The 12,990-nt window shown below is 66.7% G+C and carries 12 protein-coding genes and 1 tRNA gene; 12 read left to right on the top strand and 1 reads right to left on the bottom strand.

The window, feature by feature from the left end; genetic code table 11:
* Positions 1-38: 38 nt before the first annotated feature.
* On the top strand, positions 39-1,007 hold the full coding sequence (locus tag ACEN9H_RS16570; protein ID WP_413671287.1) for a glycosyltransferase family 2 protein: 969 nt from the start codon (positions 39-41) through the stop codon (positions 1,005-1,007).
* A gap of 90 nt (positions 1,008-1,097) precedes the next feature.
* Positions 1,098-1,184 (top strand) — tRNA-Leu (locus ACEN9H_RS16565).
* A gap of 157 nt (positions 1,185-1,341) precedes the next feature.
* Here the strand turns inward: ACEN9H_RS16565 and ACEN9H_RS16560 are convergent.
* Positions 1,342-1,608 (bottom strand): hypothetical protein, encoded by a 267-nt coding sequence (locus ACEN9H_RS16560; protein ID WP_413671286.1) that lies wholly within the window; start codon positions 1,606-1,608, stop codon positions 1,342-1,344.
* A 163-nt stretch (positions 1,609-1,771) separates the two neighbouring features.
* Between ACEN9H_RS16560 and ACEN9H_RS16555 the strand changes: the two genes are divergently transcribed.
* From ACEN9H_RS16555 to ACEN9H_RS16510, 10 genes are all read left to right on the top strand, one after another.
* Positions 1,772-2,566 carry a hypothetical protein gene (locus tag ACEN9H_RS16555; protein ID WP_371769714.1) on the top strand — a complete coding sequence of 265 codons (795 nt, stop codon included), beginning with the start codon at positions 1,772-1,774 and terminating at the stop codon, positions 2,564-2,566.
* 13 nt (positions 2,567-2,579) lie between these two features.
* Positions 2,580-4,796 carry a penicillin acylase family protein gene (locus ACEN9H_RS16550; protein WP_413671285.1) on the top strand — a complete coding sequence of 739 codons (2,217 nt, stop codon included), beginning with the start codon at positions 2,580-2,582 and terminating at the stop codon, positions 4,794-4,796.
* Positions 4,797-4,884: 88 nt separating this feature from the next.
* Positions 4,885-5,436, top strand: a complete 552-nt coding sequence (locus ACEN9H_RS16545) for a thymidine kinase (RefSeq protein WP_056131610.1) — start codon at positions 4,885-4,887, stop codon at positions 5,434-5,436.
* A gap of 12 nt (positions 5,437-5,448) precedes the next feature.
* On the top strand, positions 5,449-6,009 hold the full coding sequence (locus ACEN9H_RS16540) for a hypothetical protein (RefSeq protein ID WP_413671284.1): 561 nt from the start codon (positions 5,449-5,451) through the stop codon (positions 6,007-6,009).
* Positions 6,010-6,174: 165 nt separating this feature from the next.
* Positions 6,175-8,439: a carboxy terminal-processing peptidase gene (locus tag ACEN9H_RS16535; protein ID WP_413671283.1), complete on the top strand. Its 2,265-nt coding sequence runs from the start codon at positions 6,175-6,177 to the stop codon at positions 8,437-8,439.
* A gap of 189 nt (positions 8,440-8,628) precedes the next feature.
* On the top strand, positions 8,629-9,501 hold the full coding sequence (locus tag ACEN9H_RS16530; RefSeq protein WP_413671282.1) for a PEP-CTERM sorting domain-containing protein: 873 nt from the start codon (positions 8,629-8,631) through the stop codon (positions 9,499-9,501).
* Between the two features lie 141 nt (positions 9,502-9,642).
* The gene (locus tag ACEN9H_RS16525) at positions 9,643-10,833 is read left to right on the top strand and encodes an acyl-CoA dehydrogenase family protein (protein WP_413671281.1); all 1,191 of its coding nucleotides are present in this window, start codon (positions 9,643-9,645) and stop codon (positions 10,831-10,833) included.
* A gap of 8 nt (positions 10,834-10,841) precedes the next feature.
* Positions 10,842-12,062: an acyl-CoA dehydrogenase family protein gene (locus ACEN9H_RS16520; protein ID WP_413671280.1), complete on the top strand. Its 1,221-nt coding sequence runs from the start codon at positions 10,842-10,844 to the stop codon at positions 12,060-12,062.
* Positions 12,059-12,529 (top strand): MaoC family dehydratase, encoded by a 471-nt coding sequence (locus ACEN9H_RS16515; RefSeq protein ID WP_413671279.1) that lies wholly within the window; start codon positions 12,059-12,061, stop codon positions 12,527-12,529. The genes ACEN9H_RS16520 and ACEN9H_RS16515 overlap by 4 nt, the downstream gene beginning before the upstream one ends.
* Positions 12,522-12,989 (top strand): MaoC family dehydratase, encoded by a 468-nt coding sequence (locus ACEN9H_RS16510; RefSeq protein WP_413671278.1) that lies wholly within the window; start codon positions 12,522-12,524, stop codon positions 12,987-12,989. The genes ACEN9H_RS16515 and ACEN9H_RS16510 overlap by 8 nt, the downstream gene beginning before the upstream one ends.
* Position 12,990: the final 1 nt, after the last annotated feature.

Genomic DNA, 12,990 nt, shown 5'->3' with positions numbered 1-12,990 from the left:
TCTGGCAAGCGTTCTTATATTTAGAGCATTGGCCATCCATGCACACCCCTACCGTCACCGTCATCGCCCTCTGCTATAACCACGAGCGTTTCGTGCTGGACTGCCTGGAGAGCATTCGCGCCCAGACGTTCCAGGACTTCGAACTGATCGTGATCGACGACTGCTCGCGCGATCATTCGCCGCAGGTCATCGCGAATTGGTTGGCCGAGCATTATCCGGCGGCCCGTTTCATCCGCCACGAGGTCAACCGTGGTATCTGCGCCTCGCTGAACGAAGCGCTGGCGCTGGCGCAAGGTACGTATGTCAGCATGACCGCCACCGACGACACCTGGCTGCCGCACAAGCTGGCATCGCAGGTGGCGCTGGCGCAATCGCTCGACGCCGACACGGCCGTCATCTATGCCGATGCCGGGCAGATGGATGAGGCGGGGGCATTGCTCCCCAAACCTTTCATCGAGGCGCATGGCGTCACCGACCCGCCGCAGGGACGGATCTTCAGCAGGCTGGCCGACGGTAATTTCATCCCCGCCATGGCGACGCTGATCCGGCGCGATGCACTGGAGGCCGTCGGCGGCTACGACGAACGCCTGAACTACGAAGACTACGACATGTGGCTGCGGCTGGCGGACCGTTATGCCTTCGCTTTCCAGCCCGAGGTCGTGGCGAATTACCGTATCGTGGCCACGTCCATGGTGCGTACCGTGTTTGCCCAGCCGAGCGCCTGGTATCACCACTCGAATTTCCTGATTCGCCAGAAATGGTTGCGCTCGGACCGCCTGACGCCGCAACAGCGCGCGCTGTGGGCCGACAAGATGTGGTGGGCGGCCTATGGATTGTTCGTCCTCGACGACCGGCGCGCCGCGTCCTGCCTGTGGCTGGCGTTCCGCCACTCCGGCCGGCCGCGCGCGGCGGTGCTGGCCCTGACGTTCCGGCTCGGGGTGTCGCGCACGCGGCTCATGCGGCTGCGCCGGGTCGTCACCGGGATGACCCGGGGCACGCCGACCTGACCTCCAGGCCGGAATGACACCCGCGCCATCGCGGTCAATATTGCAATTTCGACCCTGATCGGGTCTGGCTGTGCTAGAATTCGGCGCGCTGCCCGGATGGTGAAACTGGTAGACACCCGGGACTTAAAATCCCGTGCCAGCGATGGCGTGCCGGTTCGATCCCGGCTCCGGGCACCAGGTGCCTCTGCGCATGTGGCAGCTGGCCGTCACTTCTTATTCCGACTGCGATCGTTCCGCACAATGCGAGGCGTTCCGCAATCATCGTCTGGGCCTGAATCTGCCTGACCAGAGCGCGGCCAATATCAACCGATCGTTATTGAGCATGGTGCAAACCTCAACCGTTGGTCTGTAAACCGTCTCGACGGTGAGGATGCGCCGCACCGAACGGCCGCACGACGGCCGCCGCTGCCGCCACCAGCACATGCGGAGGACGGGGTCCCAGCCGCCTTCCTCCAGGGCGCGTCAGTACGCGCAGCGCGACGTCGAACGCCACGCCGTCCTCTTGCAGGAGGCGGGCGGCGCGGGCGGTGCCATGGTGCCGGCTGGCGTCCAGCACGGCCTCGATGAACATGGCGGAGATGCGGTCATGGCGTCGATTCATCGTTCGCTCCCTGAAGGCTGAGTCCACATCATTGTGCGCCGATCCGGCCGATGTTGCCATTCAACATGCATGACGCGTGCCGGCCGGCGGCGCATGGTGTAGCATGCGGGGCGATACGCCCGCGGCCGCCATCGCCGCGGCAGGAAACATGCAAGGACATATTTTGAATATCACGATCAACGAGGAACTCCGCTCTTTCATCGACCCCCTCACGCCCGTCGAATACGCCGCGCTCGAACGCAGCCTGCTGGCCGACGGCTGCCGCGACGCGCTCGTGCTGTGGCGCGACGTCCTGATCGACGGGCATAACCGCTACGACATCTGCACGAAGCACGGCATTGAGTTTCGTACGGTCAACAACGACAAGTTCGACTCGCTCGAAGACGTCATGCTGTGGGTGATCGACAATAACCTCGCGCGCCGCAGCGTGTCCGACTTCCAGCGCGGCATGCTCGCGCTGCGCAAGAAGGAAATCGTCGCCGCGCGCGCCGCCCAGCGCGCCGCCGAGGCGCCGCCGGACCAGCCGGCGCCCGAGCCTGCCGACGATCCGGTCGACCCGCCGTGGAGCACGCGCGAAGACGTGGCCAAGGCCGCGCGCGTGTCGGCCAACACGCTCAGCCAGATCGAGCGCATCCGCAAGACGGCGGCGCCGGAACTGGTCGACGCCGTGCGCAGCGGGACGATTTCCGTCAGCGCCGCCGCCAGCGTCGCGTCGCTGCCGCCGGAAGCGCAGGTCGCGGCCGTCGCCGGTGGACGCAAGGAGCTGCAGCAGGCCGCGCGCCAGGTGCGCGAACAGAAGACGGGCGCCAAGCCGAAGAAGGAGACCGTGCCCGACTCGCCGGAAGACCAGGTGAAGGCCTTGCGGGCCCAGGTCGGCGAATTGAAGGACCGCGTCGCCACCCTGATGACGGAAAACGAAGTGCTGCGCCAGAAGCTCGCCGCGCTCGGCGGCGCCTGATCGAGGCGCCCTCATGACGCTGTCCCGCGCGACCCCGGTCGCCATCGCCTGCGCCGCGCTGTTCGCGCTCGTCCAGCCCGTGGCCGCGCATGCCGCCGCGCAGCCGCATGCCGCCTCGACGTCTTCCGAGCGCGCGCGCCTGCAGGCCCAGGCACGGCGCGTGACGATCCTGCGCGACAAATGGGGCATCCCGCACGTCTTCGGCAAGACCGATGCGGACGCCGTGTTCGGCACGCTGTACGCGCAGGCCGAGGACGATTTCAACCGCGTCGAGCTCAATTACATCAACGCGCTGGGGCGGCTGGCCGAGGTCGAGGGCGAGAAGGAAATCTGGCGCGATTTGCGCATGAAGCTGTACATCGACCCGGCCGAGCTGAAGGCAAAGTATGCGGAGAGCCCGGCCTGGCTCAAGAAGCTGATGGATGCGTACGCGGATGGCCTGAACTGGTATCTCGCCACGCATCCGCAGGTCAAGCCCAGGCTGATCACGCGTTTCGAGCCGTGGATGGCGCTCGCGTTCAGCGAGGGCAGCATCGGCGGCGACATCGAGACCATCGACCTGAAGGCCTTGCAGGCGTTCTACGGGACGGCACCGGCGCCCGCCATGGCGCTGGCCGACAAGGGCTTCGATCCGGAGCCGCGCGGTTCCAACGGCTTCGCCATCGCGCCGCGCCTGGCGGCCGGCGGCCACGCGCTGCTGCTGATCAATCCGCACACGTCGTTCTACTTCCGGCCCGAGATCCACATGGTGAGCGGGGAGGGCCTGAACGCGTACGGTGCCGTCACATGGGGCCAGTTCTTCATCTACCAGGGCTTCAACGACCGCATCGGCTGGATGCACACGTCCGGCGGCGGCGACGTCATCGACGAGTACCTGGAAACGGTGGCGCGGCGCGCCAGCGGGTTCGTCTACAAGTACGGCGCCGGCGAACGCACGGTGCGCGCGAAGACGATTGTGCTGCCTTATCGAACCGCGCACGGCATGGCCACGCGCACCGTCACGGCGTACTTCACGCACCACGGTCCCGTGATCCGCGCGCAGGACGGCAAGTGGGTCGCGGTGCGCATGATGGACGACCCGATGCACGCGCTGATGCAGTCGTACGGCCGCACGAAGGCGCGCGACTACGCGGCGTTCCGCAAGGTGATGGACCTGCGCACGAATTCGTCGAACAACACGGTGTACGCGGATGCCGACGGCAATATCGCCTACTTCCACGGCAATTTCATCCCGCGCCGCGACCCGCGCTTCGACTGGACGAAGCCCGTCGACGGCAGCGACGCGGCCACCGAGTGGAAGGGCCTGCACGACGTCGGCGAGACGATCACGGTGTTCAACCCGGCGAGCGGCTATATCTCCAACACGAACAACTGGCCGTGCACGGGCTTCGGCGCGAGCAGCCCGGATTGCGCGACGTATCCGGCCTATATGTGGTCGCTGCCGCAGAATCCGCGCGGCGTCCACGCGGAGCGCGTGCTGCACGATGCGCGCGACGTCACGCTCGACGGCCTCATCGCGAAGGCCTACGACAGCTACCTGACGGCGTTCGAACCGCTCGTCCCGGCCGTGGTGAAGGATTGGGAGGCGCTGCCGGACGACGATCCGCTGAAGGCTCGCCTGGCCGACCAGGTGGCGCTGCTGCGCGGCTGGGACCTGCGCTTCTCGACGGCGTCGGTGCCGACGTCGCTTGCCGTGTACTGGGGCCAGGACATGGTCGCGCAGGCATCGAGCCGCGCGAAGGCGCAGCATGTTCCCGTCATCGATTTTGTGCAGACGCGGCTGACCTCGCGCGAACGGCTGGATGCGCTGGCGCGCGCGAGCGACAAACTGCAGGCGGACTTCGGCAGCTGGAAGACGCCGTGGGGCGAGATCAACCGCTTCCAGCGCCTGTCCGGCGCCGTCGGCCAGCAGTACGACGACGACAAGCCGAGCCTGCCCGTCGGCTTCACGTCCGCCAACTGGGGCTCGCTCGCGTCGTTCGGCATGACGGCGAAGCAGACGACGAAGCGCATCTATGGCGACCGCGGCAACAGTTTCGTCGCCGCCGTCGAGTTCGGCCCACGCGTGCGTGCGAAGAGCATCCTGGCCGGCGGCGAGAGCGGGGATCCGGCCTCGCCCCATTTCGCGGACCAGGCCGCGATGTACAGCCGCGGCGAATTCAAGGACGTGCTGTATTACAAGGAAGATATCGAAAAACAGCTCGAGCGCAAATACCATCCGGGCGAGTGACGGCGGCCCGCTGCGCCATGTCCGATTGCCGGCGGGATTGTTATAATCCTCGGATCGTACAACGGCAATTCCAGGGCAGGACAGGGCAGTGGCAAAACTCTATTTCAGGTATTCGGCAATGAACGCGGGCAAGTCGACGTCGTTGCTGCAGGTGGCGCACAACTATGAAGAGCAGGGCCAGAAGGTCCAGTTGTACACGGCCGCCATCGACGACCGCTACGGCGTCGGCCAGATCACCTCGCGCCTGGGTCCGCAGCGCCAGACCGACGTGTTCGACACGACCACGAATTTCCTCGACAAGGCGCCGGTCGTGTCCTGCGTGCTCGTCGACGAAGCCCAGTTCCTGACGAAGGAGCAGGTCGTGCAGTTGCACCAGCTGGCGCAGGTGCGCGGCGTGCCCGTCATCTGCTACGGCCTGCGCAGCGATTTCCGCGGCGACCCGTTCCCCGGCTCCGCGCACCTGCTGGCGCTGGCCGACGATATCGAGGAAATCAAGAACATCTGTACGTGCGGCAAGAAGGCGACGATGAACATCCGGGTCGATCCGGAAGGACGCCGCATCCGCGAAGGCGAGCAGGTCAGCATCGGCGGCAACGAGAGCTACCGCCAGGCCTGCGCCCGCTGTTTCTACCTGGGCTGACGCGCCGCGGCCATGTCCTGGCTTGCGGGCTGCGCCTCCCATTTGCCCGCCTGGGCCTGCGGCCTGGGCGAGATGCTGCTGTATCTCGTGCCGTCGCTCGCGCTCGCGTTCCTGATCTGGATGGTGACGCGGGCGCACCCCGTCTTCTTCCTGTTCAGCGCCGTCGGCACGTTCTGCCACGAGCTCGCGCATTTCTCGGTCGGGCTGCTGCTGGGCGCCGAACCCGTCGGTTTTACCATCATCCCGCGCCGCAACGGGCGCGTGTGGGAGCTCGGCTCCGTCTCGTTCGCCAACCTGCGCTGGTACAACGCCGCGCCCGCGGCGCTGGCGCCTTTCCTCGTGCTGTTCGTGCCGGTGACCGTGGCCTGGTGGCGCACCCGCGCCCCGTGGCACTTCGGTCCGGCCGACCTGGCGCTGACCCTGCTGCTGGCACCGCAGTTCCTGTCGTTCTGGCCATCGCCCGTCGACTGGAAATTGAGCGCGCGCAGCTGGCCTTATCTGTTGATCATCGCGGCGGGCGGCCTGGCTTACTGTTGGTTTCAAACCAGTTTGTTTCGATTTGTAAAAGGGTAGGCCCGAGGGCGCCATGAAGACTTAAGCTCGGCTGAAGACGCGTACAAGCCGGCTCTGCGCCGCCGCGCTATCCTGTAGAATGGGTTGCATCCGCCGCTGCGTCGGCGCGACTGCCGGCCCTCCCGCCTGGCAGTCGCATGAATATTCCCGTCCGGAGAACCAAGAATGAAGAAGCAGTTGTTGACGGTCGCGCTGGCGTTTGCCATGTCGGCCCACGTGGTCACGGCGCAGCCCGAGAAGGTTGCCGCGGTCAAGACCGACACGGCCCCCATCGTCCAGATCAAGCCGGCCCCCGCCCAGACCCAGGCCGCCCTGTGGGCCTCGCGCGTGCTCGCGCGCTACCACTACAAGGCGACGCCGCTGGACGACGCGATGTCCGCGAAGATCTTCGACGCTTACTTCAAGGCGCTCGACAGCGAAAAACTCTACTTCACCCAGGCCGACATCGACAGCTTCGCGCCCGTGCGCACCAAGCTGGACGATGCGATCAACAACGAAGACCTGACGGTCCCTTTCCAGATCTACAACGTCTACCAGCAGCGCTTCTTCGACCGCATGACGTATGCGCGTGAGCTGTTGAAGGGCAAGTTCGATTTCACCACGGACGAATCGCTGCAGATCGACCGCGAGAAGGCGCCGTGGGCGAAGAACGAGGACGAGGCGAAGGACCTGTGGCGCAAGCGCGTCAAGAACGACTGGCTGCGCCTGAAGCTCGCCGGCAAGGACGAGAAGGCGATCCGCGAGACGCTGGACAAGCGTTACGAGGGCTACCAGAACCGCCTCAAGAAGCTGAACAACGAAGACGTGTTCCAGATGTTCATGAACGCGTACGCGATGGCCATCGAGCCGCACACCAACTACCTGGGCCCGCGCTCGGCCGAGAACTTCGACATCGCCATGCGCCTGTCGCTGGACGGCATCGGCGCCGTGCTGCAGTCGCGCGAAGACTACACCGTGATCCGCGAGATCGTCCCGGGCGGCCCGGCCGACAAATCCGGCAAGCTGAAGGTGGGCGACCGTATCGTCGGCGTCGCGCAGGGCAACGGCCCGGTCACGGACGTCATGGGCTGGCGCATCGACGACGTCGTGCAGCTCGTGCGCGGCGAGCGCAACTCGACGGTCCGCCTGGACGTGCTGCCGGCCGACGCCGGCCAGGACGGCAAGCACACGACGATCTCCCTCGTGCGCCAGAAGATCAGCATGGAAGAGCAGTCGGCCAAGAAGAAGGTCATCGAGGTCACGGACAACGGCGTGAAGCGCCGCATCGGCGTGATCCAGCTGCCGACCTTCTACCAGGACTTCGAGGCGCGCCGCAAGGGCGACAAGGACTTCAAGAGCGCGACGCGCGACGTGAAGCGCATCCTCGGCGAACTGAAGAAAGAGAAGGTCGACAACGTCCTGATCGACCTGCGCAACAACGGCGGCGGTTCGCTGATCGAGGCCGTCGAGCTGACGGGCCTGTTCATCGACAAGGGCCCGGTCGTGCAGCAGCGCAGCGCCGAAGGCCGTGTCGAAGTCGAGAGCGACACGGACGCCGGCCTGGCGTGGGACGGCCCGATGGGCGTGCTGATCAATCGTGGTTCGGCATCGGCATCGGAAATCTTCGCCGCCGCGATCCAGGATTACGGCCGCGGCATCATCATCGGCGAGCCGAGCTTCGGCAAGGGCACCGTGCAGACTCTGATCAACCTCGACCGCTTCTCGCAGAACGACAAGATGAAGTACGGCGAGCTCAAGATGACGATCGCCCAGTTCTTCCGCATCAACGGCGGCACCACGCAGCTGCGCGGCGTCACCCCGGACATCAGGTTCCCGGTCACGTCGGACGACGACAACTTCGGCGAATCGTCCTACGACAACGCGCTGCCGTGGGTACAGATCAAGCCGGCGACGTACATGCCGTCGGGCGACCTGAAGGAGCTGTTCAACCCGCTGCAGAAGAAGCACGATTCCCGCGTCGCGAAGGACCGCGACTTCCTGGACATCGAGCAGGACATCGCCGAGGCGCTGAAGGTCCGCAAGGACAATCTCATTTCGCTGAACGAGACCGTGCGCCGCAAGGAGCGCGAGAACCAGGAAGCGAAGGCCCGGCTGCGCGAATCGCGCCTCGCCGGCAAGGACAATCCGGATGAGCCGGTGTCCGGTCCGGGCAGCAAGGAGCAGCGCGGCAAGGTGCCGACGCCGACCAGCCCGAAGAAGACGAATGTCGTGCTGAAGGGCGCGGCGAGCGCGGACGACGGCCTGCAGGGCGACGAGCGCAGCCTGACAGCGGAACTGGCCGCCGAGAAGGCCGCCAAGAACGCCAAGGACGTGTATCTGCAGGAGGCTGCCCACATCCTGGCCGACGAGGCCGGCATGTTGAAGGCCGACACCCGCATGGCGTCGCGCGCGATGCCTTACATGTCGATGTTGAAACAACCCGGCAATTGATTGGTTGCCAAATGTGAAATAACCACTAGTCAAGCATTCATCCTTACCGGATGGCTGAAGGCGAGGCTCCCCTGGGAGTCTCGCCTTTTTTTATGCCGCTCAATTGAAAATTGTATTTTTTATAGGTGTGCTACAGTCACTCAGCAGTTAATTTAACAATAACTTTATGAACTGAGCAAGGAGTGCAATATGACAACTCGTTACCTCATCGCGGCGGCTCTGCTGGTCGGGAGCGCATGCGGAGCCCAGGCAGCAGTGGTCTCGGGGAACCAATCTGGCTTCCTGTCCGGATGGACCGGCGGGAACGGCGCGGACGTGGTCAGTTCGGGCGTGCTGGCGAACGGCACGAGCCTGGTCGGCGGCGCCGCCTACGGCAGCGGCAACCTGGCCGAAACGCTGTACCAGAAGGCCAGCGCCAACGTCGGCCAGAGCGGTGCGCCGGTCAAACTGACGTATTCGCAGGGCATCGAAGGCACCTATCTGCTGAGCACGAGCAACGCCAGGTTGGCGGCGATGCTGGGTAACGGCATGGCGGTGGTGTCCACCAGCGACGGCAAGGTCGTCACGGTGGGCCAATCGGGCAGCGTGACGGTGGGCAACGGCGGCGGCTTCGGCGGCGGCTTCGGCAACGGCGCGATCGGGGGCGGCGCGTCCGGCGGCGGCAGCGCGTCGAATGGCGGCGGCGGGTCCGGCGGGGGCACGGCGGTGGCCGGCGGTGGTTCCACCAAGGGCGGCGGCTCGACGAATGCGGGCAACGGCGTCGACGGCGCCCCGTCCGGCAATTACAACAACGGGAACGGTGCGACGGTGATCACGCCGGCGGCCGGCGGCCAGGAAGGCGGCGCCATCGTCGAACTGCCGATCCCGGCTCAGAACGGCCATGCCGGCGGCAACACCGGCAACGGTGGCGGCATCGGCGGCGGCATTGGCGGCATCAGTGACGATGTCGGCGTGGGCCTGCCGGCCGCGCCCGCGGCGGCCGTGCCGGAACCGTCGTCGATCGCCCTGATGATGGCGGGCATGCTGGGCGCGATGGGCATCGTCCGTCGCCGCAAGCGCTGATCGACACGGCACGCGGCAGCACGAACGCCCCCGCCCGCGCGGGGGCGTTTGCATTTGTACGCCGCGTTTCTCGCCGGATGATTTCGGGTACAATCTTTTGAACGGTCGTGCTTTTTTGGCCGGCATAACAAAGGAGACAACATGGACCTGACCTATACCGGCGACGACCTGGCCTTCCGCGACCAGGTGCGTGCCTTCCTCGAGGCCGAGCTGCCGGCCGACCTGCGCCACAAGGTGGCCGACCACCTGCGCCTGCACAAGGACGACTACGTGCGCTGGCACCGCATCCTCGCGCGCCAGGGCTGGGCCGCGCCCGGCTGGCCGCGCGAGTACGGCGGCCCCGGATGGACGCCCGTGCAGCGCCACATCTTCGAGGAAGAATGCGCCCGCGCCGGTACGCCGCCCGTGCTGCCGTTCGGCGTGAACATGGTCGCGCCCGTCATCATGGCCTTCGGCAGCGAGGAACAGAAAGCGTACTACCTGCCGCGCATCCTCGCGTGCGAGGACTGGTGGTGCCAGGGCTATTCCGAGCCGGGTGCCGGGTCCGACCTCGCGTCGCTGAAGACGACGGCGGTGCGCGACGGGGATCACTACATCGTCAACGGCCAGAAGACGTGGACGACGCTGGCCCAGCACGCCGACATGATCTTCTGCCTCGTGCGCACCGACCCGGCCGTGCGCAAGCAGGAGGGCATCTCGTTCCTGCTGATCGACATGCATGCGCCGGGCGTCACCGTGCGCCCCATCATCATGCTCGACGAGGACCACGAGGTGAACGAAGTCTTCTTCGACAACGTGCGCGTGCCGGTGGCGAACCTCGTCGGCCAGGAAAACCGCGGCTGGACGTATGCAAAATACCTGCTGGGCCACGAGCGCACGGGGATCGCGGCCGTGGGCCGGTCCAAGCGCGAGCTGGCCCGGCTCAAGGCGCTCGCCCGGCGCGAGCAGAAGAACGGCGCGCCGCTGCTGCGCGATCCGCTGTTCGCGGCGAAAGTGGCGGACCTCGAGATCGAGCTGATGGCCCTCGAGATGACGGTGCTGCGCGTGCTGGCGCAAGCCGACAAGGCGCCGGGACCGGAAGCGTCCGTGCTGAAGGTGCGCGGCACCGAGATCCAGCAGCGGCTGTCGGAATTGATGGTCGAGGCGGCCGGCCCGCTGGCGCTGCCGTTCGACCCGGCCTACCTGGAAGGCGAGCAGGCGCACAGCGCCATCGACGACGACTTCGCCGCGCCGCTGCTGCCGCATTACTTCAATTTCCGCAAGACGTCGATCTACGGCGGCTCGAACGAGATCCAACGCAACATCATCTCCCAGATGATCCTGGGCCTGTGAGGAAAGACATGGACTTCAACTTCAAGGAAGAGCAGCTGCAACTGGCGGATGCGCTCAAGCGCTGGATCGCGCGCGACTACACGTTCGAGGCGCGCCGCGCCATCGTCGGGTCGCCGGCCGGCGTGTCGGAGGCCGCCTGGGCCACGCTCGCCGAGCTCGGCCTGACGGCGCTGCCGCTGCCGGAAGCGCAGGGGGGCTTCGATGGCGATGCCGTCGACATGTTCGTCGTGATGCAGGAACTCGGCCGCGGCCTCGTTGTCGAACCGTATTTCGCAACGATGTTCGGCGCCGAATTCCTCCGTCGCGGGCGTGCGCATGAAGCGCTGCTCGAACGCGTGGCGGCGGGCGACCTGAAACTGGCTTGTGCGCTGGGCGAGCGCCAGTCGCGTCACGACTTGCGCGATATCGCCATGCGTGCCACCCGGGACGGTGCAGGCTGGCGCCTGAACGGCGAAAAGAAGGTCGTGCTGCATGGCGCGCAGGCCGGCGTGCTGATCGTGTCGGCCAGGACGGCCGGTGCGCAGCGCGACGAGGACGGCATCACGCTGTTCGCGGTGCCGGCGGACGCGGCGGGCGTGGTCATGCGTGACGTGCGCATGCTGGACGGCCAGCGTGCGGCCGACGTGCTGCTGCGCGACGTGACGGTCGGTGCCGATGCCGTGATCGGCGCCGTGGACGAAGGCTGGACCATCCTGGAAGCGGCAGCCGACCATGGCGCCGGCCTGCTGTGCGCGGAAGCGTTGGGTGCGATGGACGCGCTGTTCGGCGCGACGCTCGACTACCTCAAGACGCGCCAGCAGTTCGGCGTGCCGATCGGTAAGTTCCAGGCCTTGCAGCACCGCATGGCCGACATGTACGTGCATCTGGAGCAGGCCCGTTCGATGGCGCTGCTGGCCGCCGTGCGCCTGGCCGCCGAGCAGCGGGCCGCCGAGCACCAGGCCGCCGAGCAGCAGGCCGCCGGGCACCAGGCCGAAGATGCGCGCACGGACGGTGTCGCCGAGCGCCGCCGCGCGGTCGCGGCCGCCAAGTACCGCGTGGGCCAGGCCGCCCGCTTCGTGGGCCAGCAGGCGATCCAGTTGCACGGCGGGATGGGCGTGACGGACGAGTTGCCGGCGTCGCATTATTTCAAGCGCCTGTCGACGATCGAACTGACACTGGGCGATTGCGACCATCACCTGGCCCGCTTCATCGCGCAGCCGGGCTTTTACGATGACGAGGAGGCGGCATGAAAGCGTACTGGTATTTCGAGGATTTCGAACCCGGCCAGGACATCGACCTGGGCACGCGCACCGTCACGGAAGACGAGATCGTCGCGTTCGCGCGGGCGTTCGATCCGCAGCCGTTCCATCTCGATCGCGGCGCGGCCGAGGCGTCGATCTTCGGCGGCGTGATCGCCAGCGGCTGGCACACGTGCAGCATGATGATGCGCATGGTCGTCGACGGGCTGATGAACCGGTCGGCCAGCATGGGCTCGCCCGGCCTGGACGGCGTGCGCTGGCTCGCGCCCGTGCGCGCGGGGGACACGTTGAACGTGCACTACCGGACCACGCGGGTGAAGGCGTCCACGTCGAAGCCCGACCGCGGCATCGTCTGGTCGACGTGGGTCGCGCTCAACCAGCATGGCGAGACCGTGTGCACGGTCGAGGGCATGGGCATGTTCGGGCGCCGGCCCGGCGGGGAGGCGCGCCATGGCTAGCGCCCTGCACGAAGTGACGGGGCTGGACGCGCTCCGGGGCCTCGTCGGCACGGAGCTGGGCCGGTCGCGCTGGTTCGAGATCGGCCAGGACCGCATCGCGACGTTCGCCGACGCCACCGACGACCACCAGTGGATCCACATCGATCCCGAACGCGCGGCGCGCGAATCGCCGTTCGGCGGGACCGTGGCGCACGGCTTCCTCACCCTGTCGTTGCTGCCGTCGATGCTGGCCGACGTCCTCGTCATGGTCGACGCGAAGCTCGTCGTCAACTATGGCTTGAACAAGGTGCGGTTTCCCGCGCCGGTGCCGGCCGGCAGCCGCGTGCGCGCGGCGATCGTGCTGGCGGCATTGGAGGATGACCATGGATCGAGCCAGCTCACACTCGACGTCACGGTCGAGCGCGAGGGCGGCACGAAGCCCGTGTGCGTGGCCGAATTCCTCGTGCGGCGCTACGCGTGAC

Source organism: Massilia cellulosiltytica (genome assembly GCF_047325105.1).
GTDB lineage: Bacteria > Pseudomonadota > Gammaproteobacteria > Burkholderiales > Burkholderiaceae_D > Telluria > Telluria orientalis.
Note: the sequence above shows the minus strand (reverse complement) of the source record. Positions and strands in the feature narration are given on the sequence as shown.

What these genes read in the sequence shown, in the direction of transcription:
- ACEN9H_RS16550 (WP_413671285.1), top strand. Translation starts at nt 2,580, where the DNA reads ATGACGCTGTCCCGCGCGACCCCGGTCGCCATCGCCTGCGCCGCGCTG.
- ACEN9H_RS16515 (WP_413671279.1), top strand. Translation starts at nt 12,059, where the DNA reads ATGAAAGCGTACTGGTATTTCGAGGATTTCGAACCCGGCCAGGACATC.
- ACEN9H_RS16535 (WP_413671283.1), top strand. Translation starts at nt 6,175, where the DNA reads ATGAAGAAGCAGTTGTTGACGGTCGCGCTGGCGTTTGCCATGTCGGCC.
- ACEN9H_RS16525 (WP_413671281.1), top strand. Translation starts at nt 9,643, where the DNA reads ATGGACCTGACCTATACCGGCGACGACCTGGCCTTCCGCGACCAGGTG.
- ACEN9H_RS16560 (WP_413671286.1), bottom strand. Translation starts at nt 1,608, where the DNA reads ATGAATCGACGCCATGACCGCATCTCCGCCATGTTCATCGAGGCCGTG.
- ACEN9H_RS16520 (WP_413671280.1), top strand. Translation starts at nt 10,842, where the DNA reads ATGGACTTCAACTTCAAGGAAGAGCAGCTGCAACTGGCGGATGCGCTC.
- ACEN9H_RS16570 (WP_413671287.1), top strand. Translation starts at nt 39, where the DNA reads ATGCACACCCCTACCGTCACCGTCATCGCCCTCTGCTATAACCACGAG.
- ACEN9H_RS16510 (WP_413671278.1), top strand. Translation starts at nt 12,522, where the DNA reads ATGGCTAGCGCCCTGCACGAAGTGACGGGGCTGGACGCGCTCCGGGGC.
- ACEN9H_RS16530 (WP_413671282.1), top strand. Translation starts at nt 8,629, where the DNA reads ATGACAACTCGTTACCTCATCGCGGCGGCTCTGCTGGTCGGGAGCGCA.
- ACEN9H_RS16540 (WP_413671284.1), top strand. Translation starts at nt 5,449, where the DNA reads ATGTCCTGGCTTGCGGGCTGCGCCTCCCATTTGCCCGCCTGGGCCTGC.